This is a genomic window from Reyranella humidisoli (assembly GCF_019039055.1).
Lineage (GTDB): Bacteria > Pseudomonadota > Alphaproteobacteria > Reyranellales > Reyranellaceae > Reyranella > Reyranella humidisoli.
Genome location: NZ_JAHOPB010000001.1, coordinates 2,047,786 through 2,065,554, shown reverse-complemented (window position 1 = coordinate 2,065,554; position 17,769 = coordinate 2,047,786). Strand labels below are relative to the sequence as shown.

General features: G+C 66.7%; 19 protein-coding genes. 16 read left to right on the top strand and 3 right to left on the bottom strand.

What is annotated here, in order from left to right:
- Positions 1–28 precede the first annotated feature (28 nt).
- The gene (locus tag KQ910_RS10045; protein ID WP_216959057.1) at positions 29–724 is read right to left on the bottom strand and encodes a LolA family protein; all 696 of its coding nucleotides are present in this window, start codon (positions 722–724) and stop codon (positions 29–31) included.
- Positions 725–801: 77 nt separating this feature from the next.
- Between KQ910_RS10045 and KQ910_RS10040 the strand changes: the two genes are divergently transcribed.
- The 3 genes from KQ910_RS10040 (at position 802) to KQ910_RS10030 (ending at position 4,633) form a co-directional block, all read left to right on the top strand.
- Positions 802–1,920: an LLM class flavin-dependent oxidoreductase gene (locus KQ910_RS10040; RefSeq protein WP_216959055.1), complete on the top strand. Its 1,119-nt coding sequence runs from the start codon at positions 802–804 to the stop codon at positions 1,918–1,920.
- Positions 1,921–1,994: 74 nt separating this feature from the next.
- Entirely contained in the window at positions 1,995–3,677 is a 1,683-nt protein-coding gene (locus KQ910_RS10035) for an ABC transporter ATP-binding protein (RefSeq protein ID WP_216959052.1), read from the top strand.
- Positions 3,674–4,633, top strand: a complete 960-nt coding sequence (locus KQ910_RS10030) for a hypothetical protein (protein ID WP_216959049.1) — start codon at positions 3,674–3,676, stop codon at positions 4,631–4,633. Before KQ910_RS10035 ends, KQ910_RS10030 begins: the two co-directional genes overlap by 4 nt.
- On the opposite strand, the gene KQ910_RS10025 is transcribed toward KQ910_RS10030, so the two are convergent.
- Entirely contained in the window at positions 4,552–5,547 is a 996-nt protein-coding gene (locus KQ910_RS10025) for a phytanoyl-CoA dioxygenase family protein (protein ID WP_216959047.1), read from the bottom strand. The two genes, KQ910_RS10030 and KQ910_RS10025, sit on opposite strands and share 82 nt — an antisense overlap.
- Complete coding sequence (locus tag KQ910_RS10020; protein WP_216959044.1) at positions 5,547–6,335, bottom strand: phytanoyl-CoA dioxygenase family protein; 789 nt, start codon at positions 6,333–6,335, stop codon at positions 5,547–5,549. The genes KQ910_RS10025 and KQ910_RS10020 overlap by 1 nt, the downstream gene beginning before the upstream one ends.
- Positions 6,336–6,469: 134 nt before the next feature.
- Here KQ910_RS10020 and KQ910_RS10015 point away from each other — a divergent pair, with 134 nt between their 5' ends.
- The 13 genes from KQ910_RS10015 to KQ910_RS09955 all read left to right on the top strand — a co-directional run bounded on the left by KQ910_RS10015 (position 6,470) and on the right by KQ910_RS09955 (position 17,701).
- Positions 6,470–7,411: a phosphoenolpyruvate carboxykinase (ATP) gene (locus KQ910_RS10015; RefSeq protein WP_216959041.1), complete on the top strand. Its 942-nt coding sequence runs from the start codon at positions 6,470–6,472 to the stop codon at positions 7,409–7,411.
- A complete protein-coding gene (locus KQ910_RS10010) occupies positions 7,408–7,836 on the top strand; it encodes a lasso peptide biosynthesis B2 protein (protein WP_216959038.1) in 429 nt (142 codons plus the stop codon). Before KQ910_RS10015 ends, KQ910_RS10010 begins: the two co-directional genes overlap by 4 nt.
- A 1-nt stretch (position 7,837) precedes the next feature.
- Positions 7,838–9,583: an asparagine synthetase B family protein gene (locus KQ910_RS10005; RefSeq protein ID WP_216959035.1), complete on the top strand. Its 1,746-nt coding sequence runs from the start codon at positions 7,838–7,840 to the stop codon at positions 9,581–9,583.
- 54 nt (positions 9,584–9,637) lie between these two features.
- A complete protein-coding gene (locus tag KQ910_RS10000; protein ID WP_216959032.1) occupies positions 9,638–9,964 on the top strand; it encodes a PqqD family protein in 327 nt (108 codons plus the stop codon).
- A gap of 11 nt (positions 9,965–9,975) precedes the next feature.
- The gene (locus KQ910_RS09995) at positions 9,976–10,191 is read left to right on the top strand and encodes a hypothetical protein (protein WP_216959030.1); all 216 of its coding nucleotides are present in this window, start codon (positions 9,976–9,978) and stop codon (positions 10,189–10,191) included.
- Positions 10,192–10,359: 168 nt separating this feature from the next.
- Positions 10,360–10,575, top strand: coding sequence for a hypothetical protein (locus KQ910_RS09990; RefSeq protein WP_216959027.1), 216 nt, complete (start codon positions 10,360–10,362; stop codon positions 10,573–10,575).
- Entirely contained in the window at positions 10,547–11,746 is a 1,200-nt protein-coding gene (locus tag KQ910_RS09985) for a nucleotidyltransferase domain-containing protein (RefSeq protein WP_216959024.1), read from the top strand. Before KQ910_RS09990 ends, KQ910_RS09985 begins: the two co-directional genes overlap by 29 nt.
- 146 nt (positions 11,747–11,892) lie before the next feature.
- Positions 11,893–13,053 carry a patatin-like phospholipase family protein gene (locus tag KQ910_RS09980; RefSeq protein WP_216963743.1) on the top strand — a complete coding sequence of 387 codons (1,161 nt, stop codon included), beginning with the start codon at positions 11,893–11,895 and terminating at the stop codon, positions 13,051–13,053.
- Positions 13,050–13,805: an acetoacetate decarboxylase gene (locus tag KQ910_RS09975; protein ID WP_216959021.1), complete on the top strand. Its 756-nt coding sequence runs from the start codon at positions 13,050–13,052 to the stop codon at positions 13,803–13,805. Before KQ910_RS09980 ends, KQ910_RS09975 begins: the two co-directional genes overlap by 4 nt.
- Before the next feature lie 24 nt (positions 13,806–13,829).
- Entirely contained in the window at positions 13,830–14,612 is a 783-nt protein-coding gene (locus tag KQ910_RS09970) for a 3-hydroxybutyrate dehydrogenase (RefSeq protein WP_216959018.1), read from the top strand.
- A gap of 162 nt (positions 14,613–14,774) precedes the next feature.
- A complete protein-coding gene (locus KQ910_RS09965) occupies positions 14,775–15,731 on the top strand; it encodes an OmpA family protein (RefSeq protein ID WP_216959015.1) in 957 nt (318 codons plus the stop codon).
- A gap of 101 nt (positions 15,732–15,832) precedes the next feature.
- Complete coding sequence (locus KQ910_RS09960) at positions 15,833–16,696, top strand: TauD/TfdA dioxygenase family protein (protein WP_216959013.1); 864 nt, start codon at positions 15,833–15,835, stop codon at positions 16,694–16,696.
- A 57-nt stretch (positions 16,697–16,753) separates the two neighbouring features.
- Complete coding sequence (locus tag KQ910_RS09955; RefSeq protein WP_216959009.1) at positions 16,754–17,701, top strand: tripartite tricarboxylate transporter substrate-binding protein; 948 nt, start codon at positions 16,754–16,756, stop codon at positions 17,699–17,701.
- Positions 17,702–17,769 lie beyond the last annotated feature (68 nt).

Here is a 17,769-nt window from a genome sequence, read left to right as displayed (position 1 = left end):
CGCCGGTTCAGGCGGGGACTATAGCGCGTCAGTTGGCGCCGCGCCGTATCTGACCCGCATCCGGGCCGTCGAACTTGAACAGCGAGGCTGCCAGGGGCAATCCGGTCTGCAGGCCGTTCAGCGCAACGTCGACCCGCTGGCCGCGATTGTCGATGATGCTCCAGCCGCGCAGCACCATCGGATTTTCGCCGAGGCGCACGATGACCTTGCCTTCGTTCGGCTTCTTGGTCTGGCTCATGGTGAGCTGCAGCATGCCGTCGGTGCGCTCGATCTTCTCGACCGTGAGGTCGCCGCCCTGCAGCACCATCGGGTCACGCACCAGGAAGGAGGCTGCAGTCCATCCGATCGGCCACTGGCCGAAGTCGCGGTTTGCGATGTCCCACATCGTCACCTGGCTGCCGTCGGCCACGATCTTGAGCTGCGAGGGCGGATCGTATTCGAAGCGCATGCGGCCTGGCCGGCTCACCGAGAGGGTGCCCTGAACGACCGTGCCGCCGGGATTCGACTGGACGAAGCGGGCCTGCATGGTGCGGATGCCGTTGAAGTAGCGCTCCACTTCCGCAACCTGCGGATTGGACGCTGGCGCCTGGGCCTGCTGCACCGGGGCCGGAGCCTGGGCGTGAGCCTGGGCGGCACCGAGCGAGAGGAGGGCGGCAGACGAGAGAGCGGCGAACAGGGTGCGCATGGGGCGGATATGACGGTCGAATACGGCGGAATCAAGCATCGGCAGGCACTTCCCAATCATGTGAACAGCCGTTTACCATGCGGCAACCAGCAGGAGGTAACGCCATGCATGTCGGAATGGCTGCAGTCTTCCAGAACACCGGCCGGGCGCTCAGCGACCGGCAGATCTACCTGAACGAACTGGCGCTGGCCGACATGGCCGAGCCGCTGGGCTTCGACTCGATCTGGTCGGTCGAGCACCATTTCACCGACTACACGATGTGTCCCGACGTGGTGCAGTTCCTGTCCTACATGGCCGGTCGCACGAAGCATGTCCGGCTGGGCTCGATGGTGGTGGTCCTGCCGTGGCACGACCCGATGCGGGTCGCCGAGCAGATCTCCATGCTCGATCACCTTTCAGGCGGCCGCATGATCCTCGGTCTCGGCCGCGGCGCCGGTAAGGTCGAGTTCGATGGGTTCCGCCTCGACATGGGCGACAGTCGCGAACTGTTCGTCGAATACGGCGAGGCGCTGCTGAAGGGCCTCGAGAGCGGCGTGATGGAATACCAGGGCAAGCACTACAGGCAGCCGCCGGTCGAGATCCGCCCCGCGCCGTTCAAGAGCTTCCGCGGCCGCACCTACGCCGCCGCCGTCTCGCCGGAGAGTGCGCGGATCATGGCGCGACTGGGTGTCGGCCTGCTGATCATCCCGCAGAAGCCGTGGCGCGAAGTCGAGAAGGAGCTCGCCGAGTACAATACGCTCTATCGCGAGATCAACGGGACCGACGCGCCGCAGCCGATCTCGGCCGGCTGGACCTTCGTCGACGAGAGCGCGGAGCGGGCGCGCGAGATGGCGGTGAAATACATCGGCGGCTACTACCGCACGGTGCTCGACCACTACCAGTTCGCTGGCGCGCACATGAAGAACCAGCGCGGCTACGAGTACTACGCCAAGATGAACGAGAAGCTCGCTGTCTATGGCGACCAGAAGGCGATCGAGTTCTTCGCCGATCTTCAGGTCTATGGCACGCCCGAGCAGGTCCACGACAAGATCATGGCGATCCACAGGCAGACGAATAACTGCGGCTATGTCGGCGTCTTCTCCTATGCCGGCATGCCGCACGAGGAGGCGGCGCGGAACATGGCGATGTTCGCCAGGACCGTCATGCCCGAACTCAAGGCGTTCGATGCCGGTGCCCCGGTCGACCGCTCGCAGCCCCTGCCCGACCTTCGATTCGCCGCCGCGGCTGCGGAGTAGAAGGCAGGCGCGGGGCCGATCTCCCTGATACGCTGGGGCATGGATTCGTTACCGGCCCCTGCTGGCTGATCTAGATGTTGGATGACCTGAGAGCGGCCTGGCGCCTGCGCAGCGGGCAGGCCCGGGGCTGGCGGCTCGCTTTCCTGACCCTGCTGGTCGTGCTGGCGGGCGCCACCGACGGCGTCGGCCTTGCCCTGCTCGTGCCCCTGCTGAATGCGCTGGGCGCCGCCGAAACCGGCGGCACCGGCGGCTGGCTCGCCCTGCTGCCGCGCTCGCTGCCGGTCCTGCTGTCGCTGTTCTTGGTGGTCGTGATGCTGCGCGCCCTGATCGCCCGCGCCCAGCAGATCGTCGGTGCCGAACTCTCCTTCGACTTCGCCGTGGCGCTGCGGGTCCGCGCCTATGGCGCCATCGCCCGCGCCTCGTGGTCCTGGCTGCGCAGCCGACGCGCCGCCGATTTCCATGCGCTTTTCTCGACCGAGATCGAGCGCGTTGAGCACGCCACGCACCTGCTGCTCGAGGTGCCGGCGAGGCTGTCCATCCTGGCGGCGCACTTCGCCGTGGCCTTTGCCATCGCGCCGGGCTTCACCGCGCTGGCCCTCGCCTTCGGCACGGCCCTCGGCTGGCTGATGCGGCACCGGCTTACGGAGAGCCGGCGCCTGGGCGAGTTCGCCTCCGCAGCCAACCTGCGGGTCAGCCGCGAAATCACCGAGTTCCTCCAGGCACTGAAGCTCACCAAGGCCTATGGCGCGGAGACGCAGCACGTCGCCGCTTTCGAAGCCGCGGCGCGCAGCGCCGAAGGTGCCGACCTCGCCGCCGCCCGCCTGCAGGCCAACACCCGACTCCTCCTGGACTGTATCGTCGCGGTCGCGCTGGCAGGCTTCCTGTGGCTGGCCGCGAGCTGGGCCCGCCTGCCGCTGGCCGATCTGCTGGTCCTGATCCTGGTGTTCCAGCGCCTGCTGCCGATGCTGCAAAGCGTTCAGGAACTCGCCCAGCAGTTCGTGCACGCGGCGCCGGCCTATCGCGCCGTCGCCGACGCCGTCGAGGCCTGCGAGGCAGCAGCCGATTCCGCCCCCGAGCCGGCGGAACCGGCCATCGCCTTCGAGCGCGAGATCCGGATGGAGGACGTGCGCTTCGGCTACGGCGGGGGCCATCCCGACGTGCTGCGCGGTGTCGACCTGTCGCTGCCCGCCGGATCCCTCACCGTGATGTCGGGCGTGTCGGGGGCCGGCAAGAGCACCATCCTCGACCTGCTCGGCGGGCTGCTGACGCCACAATCGGGGCGCATCCTGGTCGACGGACGCGAACTCACGCCGGACATCGCCCCGGCCTGGCGACGCTCGGTCGGGACGATGTCGCAGGAGGCGTTCCTCTTCCACGCCTCGATCCGGGAGAACCTCGCCTGGTCGAAACCCGACGCTTCGGACGAGGCGATGCTCGAAACGCTGCGGCTGGCCGGTCTGACGGATTTGATCGCCGCGCTGCCGCAAGGCCTCGATACGGTCGTCGGCGACCGTGGCGCCAGCCTGTCGGGCGGCGAGCGTCAGCGGCTGGCGCTCGCGCGCCTGCTGTTGCGCGCGCCCCGACTGATCCTGCTCGACGAACCGGCGAGCGCCCTCGATGCCGGCAACGAGGAACGAATCCTGGAGACGATCGCCGGCTTGAAGGGGCGCACGACGATCCTGCTCGTGACGCATCGCCCGGATACCGTCGCCGCCGCCGATCACCACGTCACGCTGGTCGACGGCAGGCTGGTGTGAACAAGGCAGCCTTCGCGTTTCTGGCCAGCGGTTCGTTCCGCTACCTGCGGAGCGTCGCCAAGAACGTCGTGAAGACCGCGCTCGGCCGTCCTCACCGCTATTCGGACGGCGACGTCCTCTATCGGCAGTATGTGCGCCAGCTTCTCGGCGGCCGCAGGCTCTCGAAGATCACCTGCATCTGCTCGACGCTCGAGGGCGCGGGCTCGCAGGCGCTGATGACCATGCGGGCGATCCAGTTCGCCCGCGCCCACGGCCTCACCTACGCTCACACGCCCTTCGGGGAGATCCACCATGCCGAACGGCCGATGCCGGAGTGGGCCGCCGCCTGGGAAGCGCAGTTCAACCTCGGCACCGGCGAGGCGACCGACACGCGCGATGCCATCAACTTCGCCTTCACCTTCCCGACGCTGTGCGCCCTGTACGGCGTCGCCGACGACGAGGCGCCGTTCGACGATACGCTGATCGGGGACTTCCGCCGCAAGTACCGGCTGGGAAAGCCGCGCGCCGCGAGGGCGCTTCCCAGCGTCTGCGTGCATGTCCGCCGGCGCAACCGCCACGACTTCCATTCCGAGGACTCGACCGACATGGCGTGCCTGGCCGCGGTCGTCGGACGCGTTCGCCGGATGCTGGAGGAGCAGCGGCTGCCGCATGTGCTGCGGGTCTTCTCGCAAGGCGACCCGGCCGAGTTCCGCGCGCTCGACCTGCCGCACGACGGCCTGTTCCTCGATGCCGATCCACTCTGGAGCATGCGCGAGATGATCGACGCCGATCTGCTGGTTACAACGCGCGGCACCTTCGGCCACGTGACCGGGCTGCTCTGCGAGGGCGTCGTGCTGGCGGACGGATCGTTCCCGCTTCAACCGGGCTGGCTGACCTACGATGCCCTCGGCGCGTTCGAGGAAGAGAGGCTCGCCTCTGCTGTCTCGGCGAAGATGCGCTCTGCCAGCGGCAGATAGCGGGTCAGCATCGGCTCGAACTTGGTGTACTCGCGCAGCGCCTTCACGATCGCGAAAAGGCGCAACCGGAAGGGCGGCAGAGGCGCACGCGGATCGATCAGCGGGCTTTCGAAGCGCGACGCTTTCGCACCCCGCGCACGGAACTCCAGGGCGAGGCTGAGGCGCGGTTCGGAACCGCCGGTATTGGCGCCGCCCCAGTGGAGAACGTCGCCGCGCCAGCCGATCATCGAACCCGCAGAAGCCGGCAGGGCGATCACGTCCTGCAACGCGCGCCGAAAAACCGTCGGCGGCAGGTCGCGGCGTTCCTCCGTGGCCATCGAAATCTCGCGCGACGATGCGCCAGGCAGCAGGAACATGCAGCCGTTCTCGACGGTGGCATCCGACAGCGGGATCCACACGGAGAGGAACGTGTCGCCGACATCCCGGTAATCCTCGTGCGGGCTCCAGCCGGCGACGCCCCGTTCGCCGGGCACCCAATGCGCCCAGACGACGGTGTTCTGAAGATAGGCTTCGCCCAGCGCCTTGCCGAGGAAAGAGGCAATCCGGGGCGAACGGGCAATGGTCCAGAAATCGTCGAAGACGAAGGCGAAAGCCACGGGCCAGCCGTCGGCGCGGACGGCCTCGACGATGCGCCGCATGCGCGCAATCCGGGCGGAATCGAATACCTGTGGCAGTCTGAAATAGCCATCCTCGTCGAGGCGGCGTTTCTCCCGGTCAGCCGCGCTGTCGGAAATCGAAGAGGCCTCGCCGTCGTCCCAACGCCCCGATCCGATCGATGCGAAGGGCGCGAGCCGGCGCCACCGGTCGACATCGAAAGCTTGCTCGAAGCGCCGCTGCGTTTCCTCGCGCGACAATTCGGACTGCTTCAGAAGCGCATCGACGGCAGACGCCAGATGCTCCGGCGATGCGCGCATCAGCCGGTCGACCGCACATGCGCGAAGAGAGGACGGAGATCGTCGGGCAGGCCACGGATGAAGCCCGGCTCGAAGACCAGCCGCGGCAGCGTTTCCTTCCGGAAGTTGACCGGGTCCTGATACCAGCGCCGCGCGTAGGTGGCATAGACCATGGGCCGCACATGATCCGACCGGTTCGCCGTGCCGCTATGGTAGGTGCGATAGTCCCACAACATGCACGAGCCCACGGGAACTTCGGGATGCAACGGCTCCTGACCTTCGTAATTGCCGCGCCGATGGCTGCCCGGCCAGATCGCGGTGGTTCCTGACAGATCGTTCATGTCGACGAGAGGCAGAGCGAAGGTCAGGGCATAGGCCGGCAGCAGGCGCGATATCTCGGAATTGAACAGGATCGGCCCGTCGTGATGGATGTGCTGATCCTCGGCGCCGTTCAGCGACAGGATCGCGCCGAACGCATCGACGATCGCCGCCTCGTCGAGGACCGAGCGCACCAGCGCCAGCGCGTAGGGATTGGCGAATACGGTCGGCGCGCCGAGGCCGCCGGAAAAACGCAGCGGGATCATGAAGCGCCGGGCGCCGACTTCGAGGGAATCGGCCGCCTCGTGGTCCCGGATCTGGTCCTTGTAGTTCTCGAAGAACTCCGCACGCAGGGACCGGATTTTCTCCGGCGACTCGACATTGTCGAGAATGACGTAGCCGTAGCGCGTGAACCAGTCGCTGGCCGCCTGTATCTGCGGCGAAGTGGCGAGCCCCTCGATCGGGACGCCTGAAAAATCGAAACGGTTCATGTGCGCGGCCTGTAACCCCGGACTGCCGAGTAGGGTACAATCCCCCCGTCAAACTGTCCCATCAATCGAGGAAGTCAAGACATTCTGCTATGAGAATGCAAAATGTCCGCGCCGGACTGTCGGCAGGAGTGCGTTTGAACGCCCGTCATCGCTATCGCGTCTATGGCCTCTTGATCGAGAGCGAGCTGCCGCTGACGTCGGTGCATGAAGCCGCCGGCGGCGGAGACCGCGCCGACTTTACGATCCTCGCGGGCTCGCCGGACCAGTTCGAAGCGATCGCCCCCGGCGAGGCTCGCGATCCGGAAGACTGGATCGAGCATGTGGTGCTGGACGACGGCAGCGTCTACATGAAATCCAGCGAGGTGTTCGAGGCGGTGATTTCCGCCGACGGCCGGACGGCAACCTGCCGCAAGCTGGCCGACGTCGAACAACGGGCCTTCGAGGCCAATCTCCTGAACTTCATCGTCAGCGCCTCGCTCACCCTGCAGGGCGAGGAAACGCTGCACGCGACCGTGCTGGAGACCGACGGTCGCGCCATCGGCCTGCTCGGCGAGAGCGGCGCCGGCAAATCCACCCTCGCCGCCTATCTGATCAGCCGCGGCGCCGACCTGGTCACCGACGACATGCTGCGCCTGGCTTTCGTCGAAGATGTCGTGCTCGCCTATCCCGGCCCCTATCGTCTGAAGCTCCTCGACGGTCCGGGCACGCATTTCCTGCCCGATGCCGTCACCGACGGGCATTTCAACGCTCTGAGCGGCAAGATCATGGTGCGGCCGCGCCGCGAGGGGCGACGCCATCGCTCGCCCGTACCGCTCGCCGCGCTGTTCCATATCGGCTCGCCGGACGACACGGTCGCGGCGATATCGAGCCGGCGGCTGAACGGACTCGAACTGGCCCGGACGCTCCTGTCTTCAGCGATGGATGCACGCTACGGGAAAACCAGTCGCATGGAACGACAGATCCGCTTCGCCGCGCGCGTGGCCGATCTGCTGCCCGTCCATGCGCTGCGCTATCCGAGGACCGTCGAGGCGCTGGACGGCGTCGCCCGCGAGATTCGCCGGGTCGTCGACTCGTGAAGTCGCTGGCCTCCTTCCTCGCCCTGTCAGGCAGCGATCGCCGGCTGCTGATGCAGGCGGTCCTCATGCTGATGCTGGTGCGCGGCGCGCTTCATGTCGCGCCGATAGCGCGGCTGCGCGACTGGACTGGCCGGATGCGGGCCGGCAACCGGCCCGCCGGCCGCATCATCTGGGCGGTGCGCGCGGCTACCCGGCGCGTGCCGGGCGCCACCTGCCTTTCCTCGGCGCTTGCCCTGCAGCGTATGCTGTCCTCCAACGGACATCGGTCGCAGGTTCATATCGGCGTCGCCCGCGTTTCTTCGGCCTTTGTGGCCCATGCGTGGCTCGTCTACGACGGCGCCGTCGTGATCGGTGAAGAGGAGCACGAGAGCTACACGCGGCTCACCGCGTGGGACGCGGGCCAGCACTTCGGCTCGGCGAGCTGACTTGTTCGCCGCCCTGCTCAGCTCCGGCCCCGCGCCGATCGACCTGCGGCCGTTCACGGACGGCCGCGAACCGGACGGCTTCGAGATCGTTGGCCGGGCGCGGCGGGCGGCTCTATGCGCCGGGGCGGGCAGCATGCGCGACTCGCTGGACGGTCGCCACTGGCTCGTCGGACGCGTCCGGCTCGACGCGCGCGACGAGCTCCGCGCGCGACTGGGTGCCGCCGCGACCGCCTCTGATGCGAGGCTGTGCCTTCTGGCCTATGCGCGGTGGGGCGAGGCCTTCACCGATCACCTGGCCGGCGACTTCGCCTTCGCGCTGTGGGACGACCAACGCCAGTGCCTGCTCGCGGTACGCGACCGGCTGGGCGTGCGCGGACTGTTCCACACCCGGACCGCCGATGCCTGGCTGATCGGCGATTCGCTCGACTGGCTCGCCGCACGAAGCGCCACTCCACCCGCGCTCGACGACTACTGGATCGCCGACTTTCTGGCCCTCGGCATGTCGCGGGAATTCGAGCGCACGGTCTATCGCGACATAAAGCGGGTTGCCCCGGCGCACCTGCTGACGCTCGGCGAGGGCGGCCTGTCGCTTCGCCGCTACTGGCGGCTCGAACTCGCGGAACCGCTGTATCTTCGCAAAGCCGAGGCCTACCACGAGCGCTTCCGCGAATTGCTGTCGCGCGCCGTGGCCGATCGCCTGCCGCCCGGCAGGGTCGGCATCGCCATGAGCGGCGGCCTCGATTCGACGACGCTGGCGGCGACGGCCGTGGAAGTGACGGGCGATCCCTCGCGCATCGTGGCCGAGTGCGAGCACTACGAAAGACTGATGCACATCCGCGAGGACCACTACGCCTCGCTCGCCGCCCGGCATCTCGGCATCGAGCTGCGCATCCGGCCGGCCGATGACATTGCCCACGATCCGCACTGGCGCTCGCGCGGCCTGCGACCGGCCGAGCCGGGACTGGGGATGCTCAACGCGCACAACATCCAGCGGATCGGACGCGAAATGGCCGCCATCTCCCCGGTCTGGCTGGACGGCGAGGGGCCCGACAACGCCCTCACCCTCGAGCGGAATGCCTATCTCGGCTGGCTGCGGCGCCGACGTTCGTGGGTAAGGCTGTCGCAGGCGCTCCTTCAGTACACCTCGGCGAAGGGTTTCTCCGGCTGGAGCCAGACGCTGGCGCGTCGGAGCGGGCTGAGACACGTCCCCGAACTGGATCCGTTCGATGTCCTGCCCCCATGGCTGCGGGAGGATTTCGCAAAGAAACTGAATCTCGCGGAACGCCAGCAAGCGCTCGGCCTCGGGGGCGACTCGTCCCATCCCTGGCACACGCTGGCCTACGACTCCTTCACCAGCCCGGCCTGGCAGAGTTATTTCGAGGATCATGCCTTCGAGGAATCGCTGGCCGGCTTCGAGTGGCGCTACCCCTTTCTCGACCTGCGCGTCCTGGAGTTCATGCTGGCGGTCCCACCCGTACCGTGGGGCTGGAAGAAGCGTCTGATCCGCGCGTCGATGCGGGGCCGTCTCCCGCGGGCGGTGCTGGCCCGCGAGAAGACGCCGCTCGACTGCTATCCCGAAATCGCCACGATGCGCACCGCCGGGTTGCCGTCGCTGCCGCAGAGCCATCGGGTCGGCCGCTTCGTCGATCCCGCCTTGCTGCCGGATCTCGCCGCACCGGACCCCGACCTCGCCCTCTCGCTGGGGGTACACGCCCTCGATGGATGGCTGGCCCAAAAACGCCAATGATGGGGCAAAATCAAAGACTTATTGCATTTGCCCGGCAAGGAAACTGTTGGTAGGTTGGACGTTGGCAGTCCTTGGGTCGAAGGCATGAACGGGTCACCCGTCATCTACAAGAAAACGGCACGTCAGGTATCCTGCAGGATCAACGACGAGGTCGCGATTCTGGATCTTGATCGGGCGATTTACTTTGGCTTGCAGGGCGTGGGCGTCCATATCTGGGATGCGCTGGAGCAGCCCCGGTCGGTTGCCGATCTGTGCAGTTCAGTGATGGCTGAATTCGATGTTTCGGAAGCGGTCTGTAGGGCGGATATCTTGAAGGTTCTTGGGAGCCTCGAGGCAGAAGGCCTTGTCGAAGCGACCCTCCAACAAGACCCGCGGGGATGAAAGGCCAGTCCATGATCGACAAATCGATGCAAAGCGGTGACGAGGGCGTGGAGCCTGCGCCGGGCTCGGCCAAGAAGCCCTATGATCCGCCCGTCTTCACCAAGCTGGGCGCACTGCACGAAGTCACTGAGACAATCTCCTTTGCCCGGGGCAATCGCGATGGCCGCATTAACCGGTATACGGGCCGCGGCGGCGTGAACGGGCTGTCCCGCGAGTGCGCTTCCTGAGCCTGCGCACAACGTCGGCAACCTCGCTGATTGTGAGGTGACGGCGGAATTCGATGTTTCGGAAGCGGTCTGTAGGGCGGATATGTTGCCAATTGTCGGGAGCCTCGAGGCAAAGGGCCTTGTCGAGGCAACCCTCGAAAAAGACCCGCGGAGATGAAAGGCCGGTCCATGATCGATAAATCGATGCAAAGCGGCGACGAGAGCGTGGAGCCTGCGCCGGGCTCGGCCAAGAAGCCCTATGATCCGCCCGTCTTCACCAAGCTCGGCGCCTTGCGCGACGTCACGGGGACGATCTTCTTCTCCCCGGGCAATCGCGACGGCCGCAAGAACCGCTACACCGGCCGCGGCGGCGTGAATGGGCTGTCCCGCGAGTGCGCTTCCTGAGCCTGCGCACAGCGTCGGCGATCTCGCCGGTCGTAAGGTGACGGCGGAATTCGAGTTGCTCTGTGAGGCGGTGCGTCCACGCCCGGACCTGACCCGCTTCAGGGAGCTGCTTCTTCAAGGCACGGACTTTGGCTTGCTTGCGGCCCTTGCCGCCGCCCACGGCGTGCGTCCTGCCCTTCTCGATTGCCTGGGCCAGATCGCCTGGGAGATGGTCCCCGAGACCGAAAAGACCGCTCTTGAGCAGTTTCGCCAGCAGCATCTGGCTCGCACGCTGGCCCTGACGGGCGAGTTGTACCGCTTGACGGCTTGCCTCTCCGATGCCGCCATTCCTTTCGTCGCCTTCAAGGGTCCGACACTGGCGCTTTCCCTCCATGGCAGCTTCGCGGGGCGCGAATACAACGACCTGGACCTGATCGTGCCGCCACAACAGGTGGACGCTGCTGAGGCCGCCATCGTTTCCCTGGGCTTTGCCAGCCCCCAGGGCGACCGCGCCTTCCGCCGCGCCTTCCTCGCTTCGCAGCGCCAGTATGCCTTCACCCGCGAGGACGGCACCGCCATAGACCTGCACTGGGCATTCAGCGGGACCCACGCCCCCTTCCCGCTCGCGCCCGAAGATGTCTGGGACGAGCCCGCCGGATTGGCGATTGGGAACCGTACCGTGCCGGTCCTGTCGGCGCCCAATCTCGCCCTGCTTCTGGCTGGCCACGGCACGAAGGAAGGCTGGGCGATGCTCAAATGGGTGAGCGACTTCGCGCGGCTGGTCGACCGCCATCCCGATCTCGACTGGGCGGACCTGCATCGTCGCGCCCGGGCCCGCCGCTGCGGCGAGGCCGTCCTGCTGGCCTGCGCCGTGGCGCAGGACCTGCTGGGGGTCGCGATTCCCGAGGCTCTCGTGCCGGCGGTGGCGGCCAGCGTGCGCGTGCGTGCAAGGGCGCGCGTCGTAAGAGCCTCCCTGCAGGCATCGACTGCGCCACCGCCGTCGGGCGAGCACTTCGCGGATCTCCTGCTCTGCGACCGCCGGATCGACCGGATCGCCGGCGCCCTCCAACTCACCTTCACGCCGACCGCCGGCGACCATGACGCCCTGAAGCTACCGGCCGCGCTCTGGAGCGCCTACTATGTGACCCGACCGTGCCGCCTGGCCCTCAGGATGGTTCTCGGCCGGACCTGACCCGGGAGAGTCCCGACCTGTCACACGGCGAGAACCGCGACCGATTAGGCTTCGGTCCGGAATTTGCGGAAACACCGTTGCCGCGAGGTACCCGGCACGCCAGAAAGCGTCGCCCCGACGCGGCGACCCAAAGAGGAGTTCGCACGATCACGCCCCCGTCCGCCCCCCCACGCCCGCCCTTCGAACGCATCGCCCTCCTCCTCCAGGGCGGCGGCGCCCTCGGCTCCTACCAGGCCGGCGTCTACCAGGCGCTGGCCGAGGCCAACCTGCACCCCGACTGGGTGGCCGGCATCTCGATCGGCGCCATCAATTCCGCCCTGATCGCCGGCAATCCGCCCGAGACGCGGGTCGAGAAGCTGCGCGCCTTCTGGGAGACCATCACCCAGTCGCCGGTGGGCATGCCCAACATGAAGGGCTACGAATTCGCGAGCGACATGCACCACCAGGTGGTGAACCAGATGCGCTCGTTCGCGACGCTCCTGTGGGGCGCGCCGGAATTCTTCAAGCCGCGCTTTCCGCCGCCGATCTTCATGCCCGCCGGCAATCCCGGCAACCTCGCCTATTACGACGTGTCGCCGCTCAAGAGCCTGCTGGAGCGGCTCGTCGACTTCGATCGCATCAATGCCAAGGAGATGCGGTTCAGCGTCGGGGCGACCAACGTCAGGACCGGCAACTTCATCTACTTCGACACCGACACCCACACGATCGGACCGCAGCACGTGATCGCCAGCGGCTCCCTGCCGCCCGGCTTTCCGGCGGCCGAGGTCGACGGCGAGTTCTACTGGGACGGCGGCGTCGTCTCCAACACGCCGCTGCAATGGGTGCTCGATGCGCGGCCGCGCGCCGACACGCTCGCCTTCCAGATCGATCTCTGGAGCGCGCGAGGGGATCTGCCGCGCGACATGATCGAGGTCGATGTCCGCATGAAGGACATCCGCTACTCCAGCCGCACGCGCGCCGGCACCGACCAGTTCCGCCAGATGCAGGCGCTGCGCCGCGCCACCGCCAAGCTGCTGGCCGACATGCCGCCGGAACTGCGGCAGACGCCCGAGGCCGAGCTCGTGGCGCAAGAAGCCGACAGCAAGGTCTACAACATCATCCACACGATCTATCACGCGCGGAAGTACGAGGGCGCCTCGAAGGACTACGAGTTCTCGCGCCGCACGATGGAGGAACACTGGGAGTCGGGTTACTCCGACATGAGCCGCACGCTGGCGCATCCCGAAGTCCTGCAGCGTCCGACCACCCCGGACGGTGTGTTCACGTTCGACCTCGCCCTCCAGGGCCGCAAGGAGACCGAGAAATGAAGATCGCCGACGTCCGCAAGAACGCCTTCGCGATGCCGCTCAACAACCCGAGCTATCCGCGGCCGCCGTACAAGTTCTACAATCGCGAATTCGTGGTCATCACCTACCGCACCGATCCCGAGCTGCTGCGCGCGCTGGTGCCGGAGCCGCTCGAAGTCATCGGCGACACGGTGAACTACGAGTTCATCCGCATGCCCGATTCGACGGGCTTCGGCGACTACACCGAGACCGGACAGGTCATTCCGGTGCGCTTCAAGGACAAGGACGGCACCGTGCAGGAAGGCGGCTACGTCCACGCCATGTACCTCGACGACAACTCGCCGATCGCCGGCGGCCGCGAGATCTGGGGTTTCCCCAAGAAGCTCGCCACGCCCAAGATCAGCCACGAGAACGAGACGCTGGTCTGCACGCTGCACTACGGCTCGGTGCTCTGCGTCAACGCCACCATGGGCTACAAGCACCGCGAGCTCGACCACGCGCCACTGATCAAGGCGCTGGCCAAGCCCGCCTTCATGATCAAGATCGTCCCGCACGTCGACTGCACGCCGCGCATCTGCGAACTCGTGCGCTATTACTGCGAGGACGTCACCCTGAAGGGCGCCTGGACCGGCCCGGCGGCACTTCAGCTTTTCGATCATGCCATGTGCGACGTCTCGCGACTGCCGGTGCGCGAAGTCGTCTCCGCCAGCCATTACATCACCGACCTGACGCTGGGCCTCGGTGAAGTCGTGTTCGACTACCTCGCGAAATAATCAGGGACAGAGAAGGATCAAGCCATGTCGCGTTTCACAGGAAGAATTGCCATCGTCACCGGCGCCGCCTCGGGCATCGGCAAGGAGATCGCGCTGCGTCTGGCCGCCGAAGGCGGCACGCCGGTCATCGCCGACCTCAATCTCGACGCCGCGACCGCGACCGCGAACGAGATCAAGGCCAAGGGTGGCGATGCTTTTGCTGTCGCCATGAACGTGACCGACGAGGCCCAGGTCGAGAAGGGCGTGGCCGACACGATCGCCAAATACGGCAAGATCGACATCCTGGTCAGCAACGCCGGCATCCAGATCGTGAAGCCGCTGGTCGACTTCCCCTTCGCCGACTGGAAGAAGCTGCTGTCGATCCATCTCGACGGCGCCTTCCTCACCACCAAGGCGTGCCTGAAGCATATGTACAAGGCCAAGTACGGCCGCGTGATCTACATGGGTTCCGTGCATTCCAAGGAAGCCTCGAAACTGAAGGCGCCCTACGTCACCGCCAAGCACGGCCTGATCGGGCTCAGCAAGGTGCTGGCCAAGGAAGGCGCTGAGTATAACGTGGCATCCAACGTCGTGTGCCCGGGCTTCGTGCGCACGCCGCTGGTCGAGAAGCAGATTCCCGAGCAGGCGGCGGAACTGAAGATCACCGAGGAGCAGGTGATCAAGAACGTCATGCTGAAGGACACGATCGACGGCCAGTTCACCACGACCGACGACGTGGCCGACGCCGTTCTTTTCTATGCCGCGGCCAAGAGCACGGTGCACAGCGGCCAGTCCGCCGTGGTCAGCCACGGCTGGTTCATGCAGTGAGCGTGTTCGTGCAGTAAGCCTGCCGAACTGTTGCCCTGCGGCCACGGTCGCGGGGCGAGTGCCGTCCGGTTCCCCGGGTTCGGCAACTTAATTGAGGCAACCCTCGTTGGTCTGCGTGCGTCCGTCAGCCCCGGATGCTTCACCCAACGAGGGATTTGGAAAATGAAGAAGGCTCTTCTCGCCGCTGCGGTCCTGATGGCGGTTCCGATGGCTGCCAATGCACAGTCCATGTGGACTCCCGGACCTTCGAACCCCGGCCTCTATATCGGCGGTGAAGGCGGCCTGAACTGGCTGCTGAACAACAACAACTACAACATGGACCTCGGCTTCGCCGCCGGCGGCTTCGTCGGTTACGACTTCGTGGGCCCCAGGATCGAGCTGGAAGGCGTGTTCCGCTCCAACAACGGCCGCGGCACCGCCAACTTCGGCAATGTCTTCAGCAACACCAGCGGCCGCATCGAGCAGCTCGCCATCATGGCCAACCTGTTCTACGACTTCATCCCGGGTGCGACCATTACGCCGTATGTCGGCGCCGGCGCCGGTATCGCCTTCGCCGATGCCTCGATCAACGGCTGCTCTCTCTGCAGCACGCAGTTCGCCTACCAGGGCATCATCGGTCTCGGCTGGAACGTCGACCAGAACTTCCGCGTGAATCTGGATGGCCGCTACTACGGCACGACCAACCCGGGCTGGTACCAGAACAACAACATCACGACGATGCTGAGCATCGCCTACAAGTTCGGGCAGCCGGCGCCGGCCGCTCCGCCGCCCGCCGCGGCGCCGGTGGCTCCGCCGTCGTTCATGGTGTTCTTCGACTGGGATCGCGCGAACCTGAGCGAGCAGGCGCTGACCACGATCCGCCAGGCCGCCAATGCCTACAAGCAGAAAGGCAATGCTCGCGTGACCGCGACGGGCCATACCGATACGTCGGGCACCGAGGCCTACAACATGGCGCTGTCGCTGCGCCGCGCGAACGCCGTCAAGGATGCGCTGGTCCGCGAGGGCGTGCCGGCGACCAACATCAGCGTCCTGGGCCGTGGCGAGCAGGGTCTGCTGGTGCAGACTGGGCCGAACGTCCGCGAACCGCAGAACCGTCGCGTCGAGATCGTCATCCAGTAAGCCGGATCCCGCACGAAACGACCGAACGGCCGGGCTCACGCCCGGCCGTTCTTTTTTGTACGCGACGCGATAGACTGCGGAAAACGACCAGGAGGAACCGCATGACACGCGCCTTCGACATCGCCCCGCTCGACGCCACCTTCGGTGCCGTCGTCACCGGCGTGAAACTGGCCGAACTCGACGACGCAGGCTGGCGCGACCTGCATGCTGCCTGGCTCGACTACGCGCTCCTCGTCTTTCCCGACCAGCATCTCAAGCGAGACCAGCAGATCACCTTCGCCAGGCGCTTCGGTCCGCTCGAATTCGAGATGGCCGCGATCAGCAATGTCCGCTCCAACGGCACGCTGCGCGTCGAGAAGGACAATGACGACGTCATGAAAATCCTGAAGGGCAACATGGGCTGGCATGCCGACAGCACCTACATGCCCGTTCAGGCCAAGGGCGCCGTGTTCAGCGCCGAGGTCGTCCCGACGATCGGCGGCCAGACCGGCTTCGCCGACATGCGCGCGGCCTACGATGCGCTCGACGACGCGCGCAAGGAGCACGTGGAGAAGCTGCAGGCACATCACTCCCTGCACTACAGCCAGTCGAAGCTCGGCCACGAGACGAAGAAAGCGGACGGCGAATATAGCGGCTACGGTCTGCACGACGGGCCGGTGCCGTTGCGCCCGCTGGTTAAGATGCATCCCGAGACCGGCCGCAAGTCGTTGCTGATCGGCCGTCATGCCCACGCCATTCCCGGAATGGCGCCCGCAGAGTCCGAGGCCCTGCTGCAGGAGCTGATCGACTTCGCCTGCCAGCGGCCACGCACCTACCACCACGACTGGGCGCCGGGCGACGCGGTGCTGTGGGACAATCGCTGCCTGCTGCATCAGGCGACGCCCTGGGACATGACCCAGAAGCGCATCATGTGGCACAGCCGCATCGCCGGCGACCCGGCCAGCGAGGCGGCGCTTCCCAACTAGGCCAGGAGCGCCGGAATGCTTCTCGGTCGGCGGCCGGGCCTGTATCATTGCCGCGGAATGAGACCGACCCGACGCGACGCCCTGCGCTGGACCGTTGCCGGCGCGATCGCCGGCATGACGGGCCGGCAGGCTGCGGCGGCCACGAACGCCATCCGCCTGATCTGCGGCCTCGGCGTCGGCAACCCCACCGATCTCTGCGCGCAGCTCATCCAGGATGGTTTCTCGGCCGCCCTCAAGGAACCGGTCGAGTTCGACTACACGCTGGGCGAGGCCGGCCGCCGCGCGGCGCTCGAAGTGATCGGCGCCGAGCCAGACGGCCGCCTGCTGCTGATCGCCGAAATCCTGAACCTCGTGCTGCTCGAGACGCCGGCAGAACCGCTGCTGTCGCGGCTGCAGCCGATCGCGAAAATCACACGCGGCTTCTCGACTGCGCTGGTGGTGAACGGGTTCTCCGACATCAAGGACTGGAACGGCCTCGTCGCGGCGGCGAAGACCGACCGGCTGAAGGCCGCGACGACGGGCCACGACTCGACCATCGGCCTCCTGCTGGCCCTCGTCGAACGCCGGATGAACCTGTCGTTCCAGGCCATCGAGGTGGCCGGCAGCACGGCCGCCATCGACATGCTGCTGACCCGGCGCGCCGACCTCGCGGCGATGGATACGCGGTCCGTGGTGCTGCACAACGCCCGTAACCGCACCAGACTGCGCGTGATAGCGACCTCCGGTGCCAGCCGCTCGCCGCAGCTCCCGGATGTGCCGACGCTGGCCGAACTGGTGGGCGATCCCAAGCTCGCCTACACGATCAGCTTCGGACTGTTCGCGCCCGCCAGGACCACTCCGGCAATAGCGGGCCGCCTGACCTCCGCGCTCCTTGGATTGCGCAACGACAAATCCCTTCAGACCCAGGCACGGCTCGCCAGCATCCCGATTGAATTCGACGGGCCCTCCGCCGTGGGGGCGGCAATCGCGCGCGACAGGCGCGTGGCCTCGGACCTCGCCCGCTAGACGACGCCACCGGCATGGGATTTTTCGCTGGGTAGTCGCATTCGGCGCTGGCCGATTGACGGATTGCC

Excerpts from the sequence above, each read along its gene's own strand:
- KQ910_RS10040 (WP_216959055.1), top strand. The coding sequence starts at position 802 with ATGGCTGCAGTCTTCCAGAACACCGGCCGGGCGCTCAGCGACCGGCAG.
- KQ910_RS09990 (WP_216959027.1), top strand. The coding sequence starts at position 10,360 with ATGATCGATAAATCGATGCAAAGCGGCGACGAGAGCGTGGAGCCTGCG.
- KQ910_RS09955 (WP_216959009.1), top strand. The coding sequence starts at position 16,754 with ATGAGACCGACCCGACGCGACGCCCTGCGCTGGACCGTTGCCGGCGCG.
- KQ910_RS10045 (WP_216959057.1), bottom strand. The coding sequence starts at position 724 with ATGCTTGATTCCGCCGTATTCGACCGTCATATCCGCCCCATGCGCACC.
- KQ910_RS09970 (WP_216959018.1), top strand. The coding sequence starts at position 13,830 with ATGTCGCGTTTCACAGGAAGAATTGCCATCGTCACCGGCGCCGCCTCG.
- KQ910_RS09965 (WP_216959015.1), top strand. The coding sequence starts at position 14,775 with ATGAAGAAGGCTCTTCTCGCCGCTGCGGTCCTGATGGCGGTTCCGATG.
- KQ910_RS10020 (WP_216959044.1), bottom strand. The coding sequence starts at position 6,335 with ATGAACCGTTTCGATTTTTCAGGCGTCCCGATCGAGGGGCTCGCCACT.
- KQ910_RS10035 (WP_216959052.1), top strand. The coding sequence starts at position 1,995 with ATGTTGGATGACCTGAGAGCGGCCTGGCGCCTGCGCAGCGGGCAGGCC.
- KQ910_RS10025 (WP_216959047.1), bottom strand. The coding sequence starts at position 5,547 with ATGCGCGCATCGCCGGAGCATCTGGCGTCTGCCGTCGATGCGCTTCTG.
- KQ910_RS09975 (WP_216959021.1), top strand. The coding sequence starts at position 13,050 with ATGAAGATCGCCGACGTCCGCAAGAACGCCTTCGCGATGCCGCTCAAC.
- KQ910_RS09960 (WP_216959013.1), top strand. The coding sequence starts at position 15,833 with ATGACACGCGCCTTCGACATCGCCCCGCTCGACGCCACCTTCGGTGCC.
- KQ910_RS09995 (WP_216959030.1), top strand. The coding sequence starts at position 9,976 with ATGATCGACAAATCGATGCAAAGCGGTGACGAGGGCGTGGAGCCTGCG.
- KQ910_RS09985 (WP_216959024.1), top strand. The coding sequence starts at position 10,547 with ATGGGCTGTCCCGCGAGTGCGCTTCCTGAGCCTGCGCACAGCGTCGGC.